Genomic DNA, 17838 nt, shown 5'->3' with positions numbered 1-17838 from the left:
TGATGTCCTGTGACCAGACAGGACAGATGTGTATAAAAAAATTGCGCTCCAGATTCCGTGATCGAAGTAATGGATTTCAGATAGCTGTATATTTATACAGTGGAACTGCAAAACAAACTTGCCATCTTGGCGGATGCCGCCAAATACGACGCCTCCTGTGCCTCCAGCGGCAGCGCCAAGCGCAATGCGGCAGCAGGAGGCATGGGCTCGACCACAGGCAACGGCATCTGTCACAGCTGGACACCGGATGGTCGCTGTGTGTCCTTGCTCAAAATCCTCCTGACCAACTTCTGCATCTACGACTGCAAATACTGTGTCAACCGCGTGAGCTCCAACATTCCACGCGCACGTTTTAGCGTGCAGGAGGTGGTGAATCTGACGCTGGACTTTTACAGGCGCAATTGCATTGAGGGGCTGTTCCTGTCCAGCGGCATCATTCGCAGCCCGGACTACACCATGGAGCAACTGGTTGGCGTCGCCCGCAGCCTGAGGCTGGAGCATGGATTCAAAGGCTATATCCACCTCAAAACCATACCGGATGCAGACCCGCTCATCCTGGCGGAAGCGGGGTTGTATGCCGATCGCCTGAGCATCAACATTGAACTGCCTACCGTACAAGGCCTGAGCCAGCTGGCTCCCGAAAAAGACAGCGCCACCATCCACCATGCGATGGGGCAGTTGCACGATCACATCAGCACCTCCAGGGCGGAACGTCAGGCTGCCGCCAAGACGCGCATCATTTCCATGCCGCGCACACGCAGCACGCAGGCCGCCAAGCCCAAAGCCTATGCACCCGGTGGTCAGAGTACACAGATGATTGTGGGAGCTGATGCAGCCGATGATGGTGACATCATCCTCACCAGCTCCAAGCTCTACACCGGTTATGGTCTGCGTCGTGTGTATTACTCGGCCTTCAGCCCTATTCCGGATGCCAGTGCGGCATTGCCACTGATCGCCCCACCACTGGTGCGTGAGCATCGCCTCTACCAGGCTGATTGGCTGATGCGTTTTTATGGCTTTGAGGCGCAGGAAATCGTGCCCGAAGGTCCGCAGGGCAAGCGCATGCTGTCCATGGAACACGACCCGAAACTTGCGTGGGCACTGGCACACCGTGATCGTTTTCCCGTCAATCTCAACACTGCCCCACGTGAAATGCTGCTACGCATTCCAGGCCTTGGCGTGCGCTCGGTCGACAAGTTGCTGGCTGCCCGTCGCTGGCGTTTGCTGCACCGGCATGACCTCAACCAGCTCAAAGTTCCGCTAAACAAAATCCTGCCGTTTGTTGAATGTGTGGGCTGGCAGCCAGGCCACAGCCTGGATGACCCCATGCTGGCCAGCAAACTGGTGCAACCCATGGCACCGCAAGCGGTGCAGGCCAGCCTGTTCTAGCGCCGCATGACCCGTCTGTCCCTGATCTTGCCCGGCGATGGCAGCGATTTTGAGCACTGGCGCAGTTTGGCCAAAGCCCTGTGGGCACAACAGCGCCCTCCCCATCTCGTGGAGTGGCTGACCGAAGACGCACAGCGCCGCAACCCCGATCTCTTTGCGCCCGAACCGCTGGTCACGCAGCCCCGCAACTTGCAGCCCACGCAAACAGACGTTCCCACATTGACGGTGCCTCGCTGGTTCATGGCTGCCGCCGAGCAATGCTTGCTCAACAATGCCCCCGAACGTTTTGCGCTGCTGTATCGCTTGCTATGGCGCATGCAGCATGAACCTGGTCTACGTCACGATGTGCTGGATCCTGACCGCGTGCAAGTGCAACAGTGGGTCAAGGCTGTGCGCCGTGAAGTGCACAAAATGCACGCCTTTGTGCGCTTTCGTCCCGTTGCCATGGACGATGCTCCAAGCGATGGAACCGGACCTTTGCATGTGGCCTGGTTTGAGCCTGAACACCATATTGTTCAAGCCGCAGCCCCGTTCTTTGTGCAACGCTTTGCCAATATGCGCTGGGCCATTCTGACGCCTCAATGCTGTCTGCGCTGGTGGCCCCTGGCAAGGGATGTGGATGTTCTGACAATACATGGTGTGCAAGCTGACCATGCCTTAAAGCCTCTCAGAGGCCGCACAGGCGTTTTAAGCTGGGGACCTGGTGCCCAGGTCAGTGAAGCACCTGCTGCGGACGCTGGAGAGGCTCTATGGCTGACCTACTACGCACATATCTTCAATCCAGCCCGTCTCAAAGTGGCGGCCATGTGCAAGGAAATGCCTCGGCGTTACTGGCACAACCTGCCCGAGGCGCAGCTCATTTCTCCGCTGATCCAGGCAGCACATGCACGCAGTGCAGCCATGTTGGCAGAAGCGCCCAGCACGCCTCGTCGCAGGCTACCAGGCCATCATTCATCGAATTGATAGCGTTAAGTGCTTATCTATCCGGGCTTTGTAAGAAAAAAGCTTGATTATTTCTTTCTCCTTTTTGAAATACAGCGTTTGCCTTTAAAAGCAGGTACTTAAAAGATCATTGAATTTTTTTGAACGAGTTTTCATTCGACGAATTCATGGGCAGGGCACTTATCCACAGTCGTTAATAACTTTCTGTGGATAGTCCTCAGGACACGGATAACTGTGTTCCATCATGCAAGGTGCATGAAAAGATGTTTTCAGAGTCACCTCTTCCAGTATCCCTTTTAGAAAGACATCCTCATCCAGATTGAGCGACGTATTTCAATATTTGACAAGCACTTGCTTGAACAGTCTTTGGGTTTGGAATTCTTGTCATCTTCTTCTTTGACTTCTTCTTTTTTATTTTGAATAAGGATAGTAGGTAGTAGTAAGTGATGCCTTGATCTGTGGATAACTTCATTTAGCTACCTGATTTCAAGTACTTGATGAATGATCAAGCATGTGGGTCATACCCTGTTTCTGATGTCACGCGTTCAGGGATAACTTCCAATTTTTTAAATCTCTGTGGATATCTCTATGTTTCAAAGAGATCTATCCACATCTCCATCACCACAGTGATGTAACTTTGTTTTATTGCTCTACTCATTGATAAGAAAAGATTTATTGCTATAAAAATTGATGTGAATAAGTTTTAAAGAGCAATTTACCAACACGATGAGCACCTATGTGAACATTTCGAAGAAGCAGCGGAACATAAAAATGCTTAAAAAACAGGCAGGAATGATTTTTATGGCGACATGGTGACGCGAATTTTTTCGCGTGGTTGTTATTCCTTATGTATTCCATTTTTAATTAGTAGTAATAGTAAGCCTCGGACTGTCTTGTGGATAAGGCGAAAAATGTTTTTCAATTCAATGAATTAGCGAGACGCAAAGTCTGTGCTCCAAGACAGGTATGGCTTGTCTCGCATTTGGGTACAAGCTGCAGAGATGGCCAGCTTCTGTGGATAAGTGTCTGGTTATCCTTTTTTTGGGAACAAGGTTATGCACATTGCTCAAGACAGGAGAATGAGCAGATTCTGAAGTGGCAGTCCATCAGTAACTGCGTTACAAAAATGAGAGAAAAAATCTTTTGTAACTGAGTTTCAGGAACAGTCTTGGGTTACATTGATCTGAGTCAATCCAATGCAAGTTTTTGATTTGTATTGGTTTTCTGCTTGTAACTCGCACAAGGCTATGCAGGCAGTGAAGCACACCGCTGGCGGGAGCTGCCATGGTCTGATTGATCTGGCCGGCATTCAGACAGACATGGCCTGTACCGATGAAGGATCAGATACACACAGTCAAGCAACGCGTGACAGGGGTTGTGCACAAAGAAAAGATCTTTTCATATGCCAATGCACAGACATAAAAAAAGCAGGCCGAAGCCTGCTTGTTGAAGCGGTGGTGCTGCGTTTTATGCGGCAGGTGAGGAGGGGGGCGCCATACGGAAACCTGCTGGTCCATAACCATTGCGATTACCACGCTTGTTATCAAAACGCTGTCCGTTGCCGGCTTTGTGCATACCGCGTCGCTCTGCATTCAGGGCATCAAATGCTTTTTGTTGGCTTGAACTGAGGCTATTGTAAAAACTGAGTGTTGCTTGCTCACGCTGCACGACTTTCGCCATACGCTCAGTGCGTAGCTTTTGTTTGAGATCCAGGCGTTCAGGTGTGGTCATGTTGCGCAGGTCTGGGCGCTCAGCATTGGCCAGGTTACGGGGTTCGGGCGTAATGGCCTTGACGTATTTGTCCCAGGCAGCTTCCTGGTTGGGTTGAATCTGCAAAATTGTTTTCAGCTGCTCGGTACGTGCTGCATGCAACTTGGCAAAGTCTGCAGGCGGCTGGCCACGAAAGCGAGGTTGCGCTTGCGCTGTTGCTGCCGTAGCAGCTGTGGCTTGAGGCTGTGCTGGTTGGGCATGGGCTTGGATGGCAAAAGTGCCAGCCAGTGCAGCAGCGGCGACAGCAGCGGTCAAAGTACGTTGGAAGATTGCCATAACAAGCTCCTTTCAAGCAGTGTTGTTGTTGGACCAGCGATTGCTGTGTCCATGGATGCAAGTTTGAAGGCACTATGTAAGGCGTTCGTGAGGCTTTGCTGCTGCTGTGTAAAGTAATACAAAGCTGAGCGTACGCACAGGCACCAATACTGCGCGCTTTTGCGTTAAAACGCTCTTGGAGCGTGAATTAGTCGCTCACTCACTTTTAGGGCTGATGCACGGTATGTGGTGTGTCAGCCTTGGTTTTTATTGGATGCATTGAGAAAAGGTGACTGCGTGTTTAAGAACATGATCGTGTACCGCATGGCGGAGCAATGGGAAGGCTCCCTGGAGCAAGTCGAAGAAGCACTGCAAAAAACGCCTTTCACGGCCTGTGGTGCCACGCAGGAACAATCGGCAGGCTGGGTGCCCCCACGCGGAGAAGAACATGGCCTGCTGGCTGAAAGCGTAGGAGGACAATGGGTTCTGCGCTATATGAGCGAATCCAAGATGCTTCCGGCCAGCGTGCTCAATCGCAAGGTGCAGGAAAAGGCCGATGCCATTGAGAAAGAGTTCGGGCGCAAACCTGGGAAAAAGGAAAAACGCGACCTCAAGGATGAAGCCAAGTTGGACTTGCTGCCCATGGCATTCACCAAGCAAAGCAGCATGTGGGTGTGGATAGATCCTCAGGCGAAATTCCTGGTACTGGATACGGGCGCTCAAGGCAAAGCCGATGAGGTGGTGACCTTGCTTGTGGAAAGTCTCAAAGGCTTTGGTGTGGCTCTGCTTGACACCCAGACCAGCGCACAGGCTGCCATGGCCCACTGGCTGCTCACACAGGAAGCTCCTGCGGGATTCAGCATTGACCGCGAGTGCGAGCTGAAGGCGGCCGATGAGTCCAAAGCTGTGGTGCGCTATGCCCGTCATCCATTGGATATTGACGAGGTCAAGCAGCATGTGGAGCACGGCAAGCTGCCCACCAAACTGGCCATGACCTGGGATGATCGTGTCAGCTTTGTGCTGACAGATAGTCTGCAGATCAAAAAGATTAGTTTCACCGATACGGTGCTTGATCAAGCCGGGGACGAAGGGGGGTTTGATACTGACGTGGCGATTGCCACAGGCGAGCTGTCCAGGTTGATTCCTGACTTGATTGAAGCCTTGGGCGGGGAAGGACGCACCGAAATTGGTCAGCCCGCATCATCTGAAACGCTGGCGGTGCGCGTGGCAGGCAAAGGGGCGGTAACTGGTCCCCAGAGCGCACCAGAAGACAGCAATCCGGAAGAAGCACCGTTTTAAGACGCTGCAACAGCAGAGGAAGCCATGACAGCCTGATCGCTTCATCTGCTGATTGCGCCTGGCGTTCCTAAGTACTGTGCTGGGCAATGCGGCTTGCTAATTCAGGCTTATGCTGCGGTGCTGCGTATGGACACTGCGCCCTCAACACGCCGATGTGCCTTATCGGCATACATGGCGTTATCTGCGAGTTGCAAGGCTTCATCCACGCTGGAGTTACCTGTAGCAAGGGCCACGCCTACGCTGGCGCCAGGGTAGTGCAGCACATTGCCATCGTCTAGCACCACATCGCAAGCAGAGGCTTCACGCAGACGAAGCTCCACTGCTTGCAAAGCCTGGGATACGTTTTCGTCAGGAGCAGGACCTGGTGTGACCACAACGAATTCATCGCCACCCATGCGTGCCACCATATCTCCGCTGCGCAGCGTTTGCTGAAGGCGTTGTGCCAATTGATAGAGCAGGCGGTCCCCAGCGGCATGTCCATAAATGTCATTGACTGACTTGAAACCATCCAGATCCACAAAAGCCACCAACACGCTGCCGTTGCTGCGTTGCGCACGAGCGAGCAGCCGCTGCAGCTCTTCCATCAAGGCTGCGCGGTTGGGCAGCTGCGTGAGCGAGTCAGTCAGTGCAAGTTGGGTGAGCTGTGCATTGCGTTCCTGAAGGGCTTGCATAAGCTGCTCGCGTTCCACGTGCTGAGCAATCAGTTTGGCGAACAGCTGCAGCACAACTTCTGTAGTGCTGGGTAGCTGGGCTTCATAAGCGCTGGCCGCGCACAGCGTACCGTAAATGCTTCCATCGGACATTCGTACGGGCGCACTGACATAGGTTCGGATTCCCAGCGCCCTGGCTGCTTGTGAATCGGCCCAGACTTCCTGCACATTGCTGGTACATGGTCGTCCTTGCTCCAGAGCGCGTTGGCATAGAGTGTCGTTCCAGGGGACCGTCAAGCCTTCAGGAATCTGCATCTGCCTTGTATTGCGGGCATACAGAACGTGCTGGAGATCTTGCTGAAAATCGATAGTAGTCAGATAGGTGGACTCCAGCTGTGTGACTTGCTCGAGCATTTCCAAAAGGGGCCTGACCAGCTCCTCTTGGCTTTTGGCTTGTGACAGGGATTGAGACAAGCGCTTCAGCAGTTTATCCATGGCGAATGGTCGTGGCATATGCATGCTGAATGCCTAGATTCAGACCTCGTGTTGAAAATGCAAGCATAGGTGTCCTGAAGCATCTGAAAACCAAGCTTGCACGGACAAGATCGAAATATTTTCAATCATTCAGTTGCTTTCTGAATGTTCGGTTTATGGCGTGCAAGTGGTGCTGAAAAGAGTTCTACAGACCATGTGGAATAGTGGAAGTGCCCTAGAATTGGTGAGTGCTTGCTATTTGTTTTGAGTTTTGACCACGAATTCTTTGTTACCTCTCTTGCCGGAGGTGACGGCTTCTGTTGAAGCAGCTTCTCCATGGGGAACTCCCTCCCAGCGTGTGGCCCAGCGCCGCAACAAACGGGACGCTCTATTGGCAACTGCTGCCAGCTTTTTCAAACAACAAGGTTTTGTTTCTGCTTCACTCGATCAGATGGCAGTGCAACTGGGCATCACCAAGCCTACGCTGTATTACTACGTGCCAAGCAAAGCAGATCTTGTGCATGCCTGCGCCATGCTTGGTTTTAGCCATGCGCAAAGTGCTTTGCAGCGCGTTGTAGCCGAGCATGCTGCAGGTGATTTGTCCAAAGCGCTGAATGCCTATGCCTGCGTGGTCGCAACCGACTTTGGCTGGTGCATGGTGCGTGTGGATGAATATGCTTTGCCAGCAGGCTTGAAAAAGGGCGTACAGGTGCAACGCAAGGCATTGGAACAAGTGCTGCAACCTTTGATGTCCGCTGACACGGCTGCAGCCATGATGATGCGTGCAGTAGAGGGTGTGGTACTGAGTTTGCCGAAAGCTCAGTGGCACAGATTGATTGCCTTGCTGACAGCATCTGGTGTAGCGCAGCCAAATCCCTTGGCAATACAACAACAGCGGTCTTCCGGGGCAGAGGTACCTTCACAAGCCAGGCACGTGCAAAATGACTTGCTTTCGCAGCAGATTCTGCCGGATATTGAGCAACCGCAACCGCAACCGCAACCGCAACCGCAACCGCAACCGCAACCGCAACCGCAACCGCAACCCAAGACGCTCAAGGAAGAGCCTCATATCCAACCGTCACTTACCGTGGATGCACCTGCGAGCCAACCGCTGCAAAAAACGGCCCAGGAAGGGCGCAAATTGCGTACCAAGGTGTTGAGAGCCGTAGAGCAAATCAGCTTGTTCTAGGTAGTCTGTGCAATGCGCAAACGTATGCCACGATACAGTCAGATTGCTTGCGCTGGCACATGCCAAGCTGGAAGATGAGAGAGTAGGGGGGGAGGGCAGCTCAACCAGATTGCCTCATGCTGTCTTGCCTTGATATTTTTGCTTGTCTGGAGGCTGTGCTGCAGGTACAGAAAAACCATGAATGCATAAAGAGCTGACAGCGATAAAGCTGTCAGCTTTTTTGGCAATTTACAGGGTGGTTTTAAACGCGTTCAAAGATCGCCGCAATACCTTGCCCACCCCCGATGCACATGGTCACCAGTGCATACCGCCCACCGGTACGGTGCAACTCATAAACTGCCTTGGTAGTGATGATGGCTCCTGTTGCTCCGACAGGATGACCTAAAGAGATGCCAGAGCCATTCGGGTTGACCTTGGCAGGATCCAGACCGAGTTCCTGGATAACAGCGCAGGCTTGGGCCGCAAAAGCTTCATTGGCCTCAATGACGTCCATGTCCTGAATTTTCAGGCCTGTACGTTCCAGTACCTTTTGCGTGGCGGGAACAGGCCCGATGCCCATATAGGCTGGATCCACACCAGCATGGGCATAACCTACCAGGCGCGCCAGTGGCTTTGCGCCAAGGGCTTGGACGCGATCGCCTGCCACCAGCGTCACAGCGGCAGCTCCATCGTTGATGCCGGATGCATTGCCAGCGGTGACACTGCCGCCGTCCTTCTTGAAAGCGGGCTTCATGCCCGCCAAAGCTTCAACCGTGGTGGTTCCACGCACATGCTCGTCAGTATCAAACACGATGGTGCCCTTGCGTGAGGCAATTTCTACGGGCACGATTTGATCTTTGAAGTAGCCTGCTGCAATGGCTGCTGCAGCGCGCTGCTGGCTGGTGACAGCCAGGGCATCCTGCATGTCGCGGCTGATCTTGTAGCGCTCGGCCACGTTCTCGGCAGTGATGCCCATGTGCATTTTTTGCCAGGGATCGTGCAGTATGCCGAGCATGTAGTCGATGCTCCTGGCATCACCCATGCGGGCACCCCAGCGCGAAGCAGTGTCGAAGTAGGGGCCTCGGCTCATGGATTCCGAACCGCCGCCAATAGCCACGTCACAGTCACCCAGGGCAATGGCCTGCGCTGCTGAGACAATGGCCTGCAGGCCAGAACCACACAGGCGGTTCACATTGAAGGCAGGGGTCTCAATGGGGCAGCCTGCATCAATAGCCGCGACGCGGGAGAGGTAGGCGTCCTTGGTATCGGTGGGAATGACATTACCCATGACCACATGACCTACTGCATCAGGCGCGATGCCAGATCGCTCAATAGCCGCCTTGACGGCTGTGGTGGCCAACTGGGTGTTCGGTACATCTTTGAGGCTGCCGCCAAAGGTACCAATGGCAGTGCGTGCCGCACTGACAACAAAAACTTCACGGGTGCTCATGCGTTGTCTCCTGTCATGTTGATGCAAAGCTATCAATAATTGTGCGGTCGCAGCAATCAACTGCCAAGCGTACTTGTGACAGTGGAGAAAACGCTAGGTTATGAGCAGGCCTCGCCAATCAGCGCTGCGCACCAAGGCGGGTGGCAGCGCATGGGCTTTAACTGACGGTATAGCCTTCTTCCTGAATGGCGTTGGCCAATGATTCACGGGGGCTCTGGCTTTGCACCACCACTTTTCCCGTAGTCCGATCAATCGTGGTTTGGGCCTGTGCATCAACTTCCGTAATGGCTTGTTGCACGGCACGTTCGCAATGGCCGCAGGTCATACCGCTTACTTGAAATACGTGTTCCATGGGGACTCCTCAAATCATTCGGTGGAATTGCAACTGTACCGCTTCATGAGAAATATGTTTCACGTGGAACGTTTTGGCCTGTATCAGCGATACAGCACTGCTTTTAAGCCTTTGAAAACAGCCATATGTGGGTGTTTTATTGGAAGTTATTGCTCGTGCATGTTTGGCAAACTTATCAAACGGTTAGCAGGTTGCACAGCGCACACTTGCTTGGTTCACACACTGCCTTGGCATTCCGCTGAGGATTCTCATATCGGTAAAGCGACAGAGAGGAATCCAGATCATGGATCTGTTTGGGTTGATGCGTATGTTCACCATCAAAGTACGCATGTTGGGAGCCATTGCGGTGGTGCTGATCTTGCTTGGCATTCTGGGTGGAGCAGGCATGTTTGGCATGTTCAGGGTGTATGAACTGAACCAAAACTTTCTGAAAGGGCCTTTCCAGCAGGCTGGCCTGATGGCTCAGGTGCAAAACAACATGGCGCTGGTACGTACGCTTGAAAAGGATATGGTCATTCAGTATGAACAACCTGATCAACTGGAGAAGACCTACGGCGAATGGCTGGCAAGTTTGCAGGCTGTACGCACAGCTGGCGAAGCCTTTGCACAAGCTGCGCCCGCGGAAGATGCACAGGTGTTGCAGCAACTGCTGCAGCATCTGGACCAGTACGAGCAATTGTTCACGCCAGTGGCACGGCAGTTGAAAGCAGGCGGGTACGACACTGCAACCGTGGCGCAGCGGGTAGGGCGAAGGGCCAGCGCGGAGTTTGACGCGGCCAAACAGCAATTGAAAGCTCTGGAGCAACTGCTCCAAGCCCAAGCGCAGGCCGCAGAAGATCGTGGTAGCCAGGTTGCTTCACAAACGCAGTGGATGTTCGTGTTGGCGCTCGTGATCACCACGCTTGTAGTGGCTCCCCTGACCTGGCTGAATATGCTGTCCATTTGTCGTCCGCTGACGGATGCTAAGCGTGTGGCAGACGCCATTGCCCAGGGGAATCTGAGTGAGCAGCAGTCCATCGTGGGCAAAGACGAAGTCTCTGCTTTGCAAAACGCGCTGAAGACCATGCAGAGCAACCTGAACGGCATGGTCGGTGATGTGCGTGATGCCAGCAGCAGCATTGCGCTGGCAAGCCAGGAAATTGCGATTGGTAACGGTGATCTGTCGGCTCGTACCGAGCAAACCGCGAGCAATTTGCAGCAGACGGTGGCTTCGCTGATGCAATTGACAGCCACCGTGCAGCAGACAGCTTCGTCCGCGCAGATGGCCAATCAGTTGGCTGCCTCTGCTTCGAACACGGCCTCACAAGGAGGGGCTGTGGTGGAACAAGCAGTGCAGAGCATGCATGAGATTTCCGCATCCAGTCGCAAGATTGGGGACATCATCGGTCTGATTGACTCCATTGCTTTTCAGACCAATATTCTGGCGTTGAATGCAGCGGTTGAAGCGGCCCGCGCCGGAGAACAGGGCCGAGGTTTTGCTGTCGTTGCTGGTGAAGTACGCTTGCTGGCGCGCCGCAGCGCCGAAGCCGCCAGTGACATCAAACGCTTGATTCAAAGCAGCGTGACTGCAGTGGACGGTGGTGTCAAACACGTAGAGACAGCCGGAAAAACCATGCAGGACGTGCTGGGTAGCATTCAGCGTGTGGGCGATATCATCGGAGAGATCACGGCGGCTGCGAATGAACAGTCTGGTGGTATCTCGCAGGTCAACCAGGCGGTCGGCGACATCGACCGTATGACCCAGCAAAATGCAGCTTTGGTGGAACAGTCTGCAGCAGCAGCAGAGTCACTGAAAGACCAGGCGACTCGTCTGGCGGAAGTGGTGCAGCAGTTCAAACTCGATCAGGCAAACCTGGCGAAAGGCGCAGTGCCTTTTGGTACTTCGAATGCCAGAGGTATTGCTGCCGAGGGAAATCCTGCTTTACGTGCTTCCTCACAGAATTTGTTGAGCGCTTGAAATCCAGCATCAATGAAATTTGAAGTTATCAATATTTGAAGTTATCAATATATGTGCATAAAAAAGGCTTCCATGAGGAAGCCTTTTTTGCATGAAGAGATGCGTGTCTTAATCTTTGATCAAACCTTCTGCACGCATGGCCCGTTGTACCGCAGGTCGGCTGGAAACTCGGGAGAGGTAGGCTTGCAGGCGGGGAAGATCCGATAGGTCCAGGCCCACATGCTTGCTCCAGCCGCTCACGGTGAACAAGTAGGCATCTGCAACGGTGAATTGCTCGCCCATCAGATAGGTGGTGTTGGTCAGCTGTTGTTCAACCCACTCGAAACGCCCGCGAAGTGCCTGCCGGACTCCGGGTTTGTATTCTTCGGGTGTGCCTGGCTTGAACAATGGACCGAAGCTCTTGTGTAGCTCGGTACCGATGAAGTTCAGCCACTCCTGCACCCGATAGCGCTCCATGCTGCCAGCGGCTGGAATCAGTTTTTTCTCAGGTACTTGATCGGCCATGTACTGCACGATGACCGGACCTTCACGCAGTGTCTGTCCATCATCCAGGACCAGGAAGGGGACATAACCGAGCGGGTTGATGCTGTAAAAGTCCGTGCCGTCTTGCAGCTTGTGGCTCTTGGTGCTTGCAAGAATGAACTCGCAGGTCAGTCCTGCTTCTTCGGCCACGATGTGGGGTGACAGCGAGCAAGCGCCTGGGCTGAAATAAAGCTTCATATCTCTCAACCTTTCCTTGGGGGATGTGAACATACAAGAGCACCATGCTACGCCGAAGTCTGGCTGCTGTTGCGGGTATACGGTTCAAGAGTCCGTACCTCAGACGCGGTGGCTGTAGCTGTCAAGACAAGTTGCGCAAAGGATGGGAAAATTCCAGGTTCGCCTGCGCTTGAAAACTGAGCCGCGCAGGCTGTGCAACAACTGCGCAGCGGGCGCGGTTGTACAGGGCGGATGAGCATACGCCGCCTGCGACGGAGTAAGAACAATGCTGTACCCCCAAGAATTTGATGTGATCGTCGTCGGCGGCGGTCACGCTGGCACCGAAGCGGCGCTGGCTGCAGCCCGCATGGGCTGCAAGACTTTGTTGTTGTCTCATAACATTGAGACGTTGGGCCAAATGTCGTGCAATCCATCGATTGGCGGCATTGGTAAAGGCCATCTCGTGAAAGAGGTGGATGCCATGGGCGGAGCCATGGCATTGGCCACTGATCTAGGTGGTATTCAGTTCCGTATTCTGAACAGCTCCAAAGGCCCTGCTGTGCGCGCCACACGTGCGCAGGCAGATCGGATCCTGTACAAGGCAGCCATTCGTGAGATGTTGGAAAACCAGCCCAATCTGTGGCTGTTTCAGCAGGCAGTGGACGATCTGATGGTGGAGGGCGACCGTGTCGTGGGAGCTGTCACCCAGGTGGGCATCAGGTTCAAATCCAAAACCGTGGTGCTGACGGCTGGGACGTTCCTGGACGGGAAGATTCATGTGGGGTTGGACAACTACGCTGCGGGTCGTGCTGGCGATCCTCCAGCCGTGACGCTATCTGCGCGACTGAAGGAACTGAAACTTCCTCAGGGGCGTTTGAAAACTGGTACACCACCGCGCATCGATGGGCGCTCCATCGACTTCAGTCAATGTACAGAGCAGCCCGGTGACGGTATGCCTGGTGGTGTTAATGAGGGCAATGTTCCGGTATTCAGCTTCCGTGGGAATGCAGACATGCACCCTCAGCAGATGCCATGCTGGATCACGCACACCAATGAACGCACGCACGAAATCATTCGTAGCGGCTTTGACCGTAGCCCCATGTTCACCGGCAAGATTGAAGGCGTAGGGCCGCGTTACTGTCCGAGTGTGGAAGACAAGATCAATCGTTTTGCTGACAAGGACAGCCACCAGATTTTCCTGGAGCCCGAAGGTCTGACTACCAACGAGTACTATCCCAACGGTATCTCTACTTCGTTGCCATTTGATATCCAGTACGAACTTGTTCGTTCCATGAAGGGACTGGAGAACGCGCATATTCTGCGTCCTGGCTATGCCATCGAGTATGACTACTTCGACCCACGGGCACTGAAGTCCTCCTTTGAAACCCGCCAGATTCAAGGACTGTTCTTTGCTGGACAGATCAATGGCACCACTGGCTACGAAGAGGCCGCTGCGCAAGGCATGTTTGCCGGCATCAACGCTGGCCTGCAGGTGCGTGACATGGAAGCGTGGACACCAAGACGTGACGAAGCCTACCTGGGTGTGTTGGTGGATGATCTGATCACCAAAGGTGTGACAGAACCCTATCGCATGTTTACCAGTCGAGCCGAGTTCCGTCTCCAGTTGCGTGAAGACAATGCCGACATGCGTCTCACCGAAATTGGACGCAAGCTGGGTGTGGTGGGTGATGAGCAGTGGGACATGTTCAATCGCAAACGCGATGCTGTTTCACGTGAAACAGAACGCTTGAAAGCAACATGGGTCAATCCTCGCAGCTTGCCTGCACATGAGGCCGAACGCGTTCTTGGTAAAAATATTGAACGTGAATACAACCTGTTTGACCTGCTGCGTCGCCCAGGAGTCGGGTATACCCAACTGATAGAAATGAACGGGGCCAAGTACCGTTCGGAGATCGTTTCACGTGAAACATTGGCTGAGCTGCACGATGATGTTGTGGAACAGGTTGAGATTGCTGCCAAGTATTCGGGTTATATCGACCGCCAAAAAGATGAGGTTGAGCGAGCTGCCCATTACGAAACATTGAAGATGCCTGCAGATATGGATTACATGCAGGTGACGGCCTTGTCCATTGAAGTGCGTCAGAAGCTGCAAAAGCACCGTCCTGAAACACTGGGTCAGGCTTCACGCATTTCGGGTGTGACACCTGCCGCAGTATCTCTGCTCATGATTCATTTGAAGAAGGGTGGATTCAAGGGCTTCGCTGCTACAGCCAAGGAGTCGGTGGAATGAGTGATTTGCGCCACCAACTCGAACAGGGCGCTGCCAAGCTGGGTTTGCAGCTGAATGCAGATCAGTTTGACAAGCTGATGGGCTTCTTGGAACTACTGCAAAAGTGGAACAAGGTCTACAACCTGACTTCCGTGCGCGATCCACAGGAAATGATGTCTTTGCACATGCTGGACAGCTTGGCGGCCGTGCCTGCGCTGAGACGCCACGTGGCATCACTGGGTAAAACAGCGGGCCAGAAAGTTTCTCAATTGGATGTGGGCTCTGGCGGTGGATTGCCTGGGGTGGTATTTGCTGTGTGCTGCCCGGAGGTGGATGTTCATTGCGTGGACACTGTAGGGAAGAAGGCCGCGTTCTTGCAGCAGGTGGCTGTTGCATTGAAGCTACCCAACCTCAAGGGCATTCATGCCAGAGTAGAGACACTCAAAGGTCCTTACGAAATTGTGAGTTGCCGTGCCTTTGCCTCTTTACTTGATTTCACAACCTGGTCACGTTCGGCGATTGCTGAAAATGGTGTCTGGTTTGCCATGAAGGGCAAACACCCTCAGGACGAGATAGATGCATTGGGAGGCAATGTGAAAGTGTTTCACGTGGAACCTTTGTCTGTGCCAGGATTGAGTGCTGAACGCTGCATCGTGTGGGCGAAACCCATCGCTGAAACAGTTTGAACAAACATCTTGTGCGCTCCTCGCATAAACTTAGGTTTTCGATGTGAGGGTGGATAAGCAAAATATCTGGCAGGTCCACTTGCCACATTGAAAGGCCAAAGCCAGTGTGCTTGGCCTTTTTCCTTTGTGTGACAGTAGCTTGTTGCGCAAAGCATGTTCCTATTCTGCGCAGTTTGCGCCTTTCACCAGCAATCTCTCATGGCCAAAATTTTCTGTATTGCCAACCAAAAGGGTGGCGTCGGTAAAACAACAACAGCAGTGAACTTGGCGGCAGGATTGGCCAAAGTGGGTCAGCGTGTGTTGTTGGTGGATCTGGATCCGCAAGGCAATGCCACGATGGGTTCTGGCGTTGATAAACGTGCACTGGAACTCAGTGTCTATGACGTTCTGCTGGAGTCTGCCTCCATCAAAGAAGCTGCGGTACTGTCTGAAAAGTGCGGCTACCACGTGCTGGGAGCAAACCGGGAGCTCAGCGGGGCCGAGATTGAGCTTGTTTCACTGGATCGCCGGAATGAGCGACTGAAAGCAGCTTTGGCCGCTGCAGATGGTGACTTCGATTTTGTGTTGATCGATTGTCCGCCCAGCTTGTCGATGTTGACACTCAATGGGTTGTGCTCGGCACATGGCGTGATTGTGCCCATGCAGTGCGAGTACTTTGCCCTGGAGGGCCTGACAGACTTGGTCAACACCATCAAGCAGGTGCATGCCAATATGAACAAAGAGCTGCAAATCATTGGTTTGCTGCGTGTGATGTTCGACCCTCGCACCACGCTGCAGCAACAAGTCAGTGAACAGCTCAAGGCGCACTTTGGCGACAAGGTGTTTGACACCGTGATCCCCCGCAATGTGCGCTTGGCTGAAGCTCCCAGCTATGGTGTGCCAGGGGTGGTATTCGACCCCTCTGCCAAGGGCAGCAAGGCGTTTGTTGATTTTGCCAAAGAGATGGTCAAGCGCATTCGCAAAATGTGAATGGCATTGATCTTTGACTTGTTGAACCCACGGGTTGCCAATGTGTGTCGCAACCTCAACCCAGAGTGACAGATGCTGTGAATACTCCGCGTGTACTGCTTTTGCCAGGCTGGCAAAACTCGGATGCTGAGCACTGGCAGAGCCAGTGGGAGCAGCGCTATGGCTATACGCGGGTGCAGCAGCATGACTGGCAGCGCCCATTGCGCGGGGACTGGTCCATACAGTTGCAGGAAGCGGTGCTGGACAGCGAACGCGAGGTGGTTCTGGTAGCTCACAGTCTGGGCTGCATCTTGACGGCGTGGTGGGCCGCACACTCGCCTTTGGCGAAGCGCAAGGTGAGGGCTGCATTGCTGGTTGCTCCTGCTGATGTGGAGCAGCCTGACTTGCGAGAAATATTGCCAGGCTGGTCTCCCATCATGCTCAAGTGCCTGCCGTTCCCCTGCATCTTGGTTGGCAGTCAAAATGATCCGTATTGCAGCCCAAAGCGTGCGCAGCACATGGCCCAGGCATGGGGTGCAGAGTTTGTGGATCTGGGCTCAGCAGGACATATCAATAGCGACAGTGGTCTGGGGCAGTGGGATGCAGGCCATGTCATGCTGCAAAAACTGATGAAAGAGGAAAGCCATGGTGACAAAGAAACCTAAGGGCCTGGGACGTGGCCTGGAGGCCTTGTTGGGCCCTAAAGTGGATGAGGCTCCAGCTGCTGCGGTTGCCGATGTTCCCAGCACATTGTCGGTTGACCAAATGGTGGCGGGGCAGTACCAGCCGCGCACGCGCATGGATGAAGGTGCTTTGTATGAGCTGGCAGAAAGCATCAAGGCCCAGGGCATCATGCAACCCATCCTGGTGCGCAAGCTGACCAAGGGCGAGCACAAGGGCAAGTACGAAATCATTGCTGGTGAGCGCCGCTATCGCGCTTCCAAACTGGCGGGTCTGGACACGGTGCCTGTGCTGGTACGTGATGTGCCTGACGAAGCTGCTGCCGCCATGGCGCTGATCGAAAACATTCAGCGTGAGGACCTCAACCCACTGGAAGAAGCCCAAGGTCTGGCGCGTCTGGTCAAGGAGTTCAACTACACCCATGAGCAGGCGGCGCAATCGGTGGGGCGTTCGCGCTCTGCTGCTTCCAATTTGCTGCGCTTGCTGAACCTCACGGAGCCTGTGCAAACCATGCTTATGGCCGGCGATGTGGACATGGGACACGCACGGGCTTTGCTGGCGCTGGACAAGGCCGAGCAGATCTCGGCCGCCAATCAGATCGCGGCCAAGAAACTGTCGGTACGTGAAGCCGAAAACCTGGTCAAAAAAATTGCGGAAAGCAGTGATGGCACGATTGCGGCCAAGACCAAGAAGGTCAGCAAATCACGCGATGTGCAGCGCGTGGAGGAGGAGTTGTCAGACGTGCTGATGGCGCAGGTGGAAGTGCGCGTTAAAAAACGTGTGAAACGTCATGGCAAGTTGCAGGATATGGGGGAGCTGGCGATTCAGTTTGGCTCGCTGGAAGAGCTCAACGGGTTGATTGAAAAGCTGCGTGGCTGAGGGCCATAG

General features: G+C 53.8%; 15 protein-coding genes. 10 read left to right on the top strand and 5 right to left on the bottom strand.

Annotation, left to right across the window (positions count from 1 at the left end; all coding sequences use genetic code 11):
- The first annotated feature begins 99 nt into the window (after positions 1-99).
- Both QEP11_RS08620 and QEP11_RS08615 read left to right on the top strand, forming a co-directional pair.
- The gene (locus QEP11_RS08620; RefSeq protein ID WP_284336228.1) at positions 100-1389 is read left to right on the top strand and encodes a putative DNA modification/repair radical SAM protein; all 1290 of its coding nucleotides are present in this window, start codon (positions 100-102) and stop codon (positions 1387-1389) included.
- A 6-nt stretch (positions 1390-1395) separates the two neighbouring features.
- Positions 1396-2352, top strand: coding sequence for a TIGR03915 family putative DNA repair protein (locus QEP11_RS08615; RefSeq protein WP_284336227.1), 957 nt, complete (start codon positions 1396-1398; stop codon positions 2350-2352).
- Between the two features lie 1446 nt (positions 2353-3798).
- On the opposite strand, the gene QEP11_RS08610 is transcribed toward QEP11_RS08615, so the two are convergent.
- Positions 3799-4377 carry a Spy/CpxP family protein refolding chaperone gene (locus QEP11_RS08610; protein WP_284336226.1) on the bottom strand — a complete coding sequence of 193 codons (579 nt, stop codon included), beginning with the start codon at positions 4375-4377 and terminating at the stop codon, positions 3799-3801.
- Positions 4378-4653: 276 nt separating this feature from the next.
- Between QEP11_RS08610 and QEP11_RS08605 the strand changes: the two genes are divergently transcribed.
- A complete protein-coding gene (locus QEP11_RS08605; RefSeq protein WP_284336225.1) occupies positions 4654-5655 on the top strand; it encodes a recombination-associated protein RdgC in 1002 nt (333 codons plus the stop codon).
- 107 nt (positions 5656-5762) lie between these two features.
- On the opposite strand, the gene QEP11_RS08600 is transcribed toward QEP11_RS08605, so the two are convergent.
- Positions 5763-6800, bottom strand: coding sequence for a sensor domain-containing diguanylate cyclase (locus tag QEP11_RS08600; protein WP_284336224.1), 1038 nt, complete (start codon positions 6798-6800; stop codon positions 5763-5765).
- 286 nt (positions 6801-7086) lie between these two features.
- On the opposite strand from QEP11_RS08600, the gene QEP11_RS08595 reads away from it, so the two are divergent.
- A complete protein-coding gene (locus QEP11_RS08595; RefSeq protein ID WP_284336223.1) occupies positions 7087-7968 on the top strand; it encodes a TetR/AcrR family transcriptional regulator in 882 nt (293 codons plus the stop codon).
- A gap of 241 nt (positions 7969-8209) precedes the next feature.
- On the opposite strand, the gene QEP11_RS08590 is transcribed toward QEP11_RS08595, so the two are convergent.
- Entirely contained in the window at positions 8210-9397 is a 1188-nt protein-coding gene (locus tag QEP11_RS08590) for an acetyl-CoA C-acyltransferase family protein (protein WP_284336222.1), read from the bottom strand.
- A 157-nt stretch (positions 9398-9554) separates the two neighbouring features.
- Positions 9555-9749, bottom strand: coding sequence for a heavy-metal-associated domain-containing protein (locus tag QEP11_RS08585; RefSeq protein ID WP_284336221.1), 195 nt, complete (start codon positions 9747-9749; stop codon positions 9555-9557).
- A 283-nt stretch (positions 9750-10032) separates the two neighbouring features.
- Between QEP11_RS08585 and QEP11_RS08580 the strand changes: the two genes are divergently transcribed.
- Positions 10033-11706 (top strand): methyl-accepting chemotaxis protein, encoded by a 1674-nt coding sequence (locus QEP11_RS08580; protein ID WP_284336220.1) that lies wholly within the window; start codon positions 10033-10035, stop codon positions 11704-11706.
- Positions 11707-11814: 108 nt separating this feature from the next.
- Here QEP11_RS08580 and gstA read toward each other — a convergent pair whose 3' ends face one another.
- Positions 11815-12426 (bottom strand): glutathione transferase GstA, encoded by a 612-nt coding sequence (gene gstA / locus QEP11_RS08575; RefSeq protein ID WP_284336219.1) that lies wholly within the window; start codon positions 12424-12426, stop codon positions 11815-11817.
- A gap of 265 nt (positions 12427-12691) precedes the next feature.
- Between gstA and mnmG the strand changes: the two genes are divergently transcribed.
- From mnmG to QEP11_RS08550, 5 genes are all read left to right on the top strand, one after another.
- Positions 12692-14656 carry a tRNA uridine-5-carboxymethylaminomethyl(34) synthesis enzyme MnmG gene (gene mnmG / locus QEP11_RS08570; RefSeq protein WP_284336218.1) on the top strand — a complete coding sequence of 655 codons (1965 nt, stop codon included), beginning with the start codon at positions 12692-12694 and terminating at the stop codon, positions 14654-14656.
- On the top strand, positions 14653-15321 hold the full coding sequence (gene rsmG / locus QEP11_RS08565) for a 16S rRNA (guanine(527)-N(7))-methyltransferase RsmG (RefSeq protein WP_284336217.1): 669 nt from the start codon (positions 14653-14655) through the stop codon (positions 15319-15321). The genes mnmG and rsmG overlap by 4 nt, the downstream gene beginning before the upstream one ends.
- A 198-nt stretch (positions 15322-15519) precedes the next feature.
- Positions 15520-16290 (top strand): ParA family protein, encoded by a 771-nt coding sequence (locus QEP11_RS08560; RefSeq protein WP_284336216.1) that lies wholly within the window; start codon positions 15520-15522, stop codon positions 16288-16290.
- 77 nt (positions 16291-16367) lie between these two features.
- Positions 16368-16934, top strand: coding sequence for an RBBP9/YdeN family alpha/beta hydrolase (locus tag QEP11_RS08555; RefSeq protein ID WP_284336215.1), 567 nt, complete (start codon positions 16368-16370; stop codon positions 16932-16934).
- Complete coding sequence (locus tag QEP11_RS08550; RefSeq protein WP_284336214.1) at positions 16915-17829, top strand: ParB/RepB/Spo0J family partition protein; 915 nt, start codon at positions 16915-16917, stop codon at positions 17827-17829. The genes QEP11_RS08555 and QEP11_RS08550 overlap by 20 nt, the downstream gene beginning before the upstream one ends.
- Positions 17830-17838: the final 9 nt, after the last annotated feature.

Source organism: Comamonas halotolerans (assembly GCF_030162935.1).
Taxonomy (GTDB): domain Bacteria; phylum Pseudomonadota; class Gammaproteobacteria; order Burkholderiales; family Burkholderiaceae_C; genus Comamonas; species Comamonas halotolerans.
This window is presented reverse-complemented; position numbering and strand designations above follow the sequence as displayed.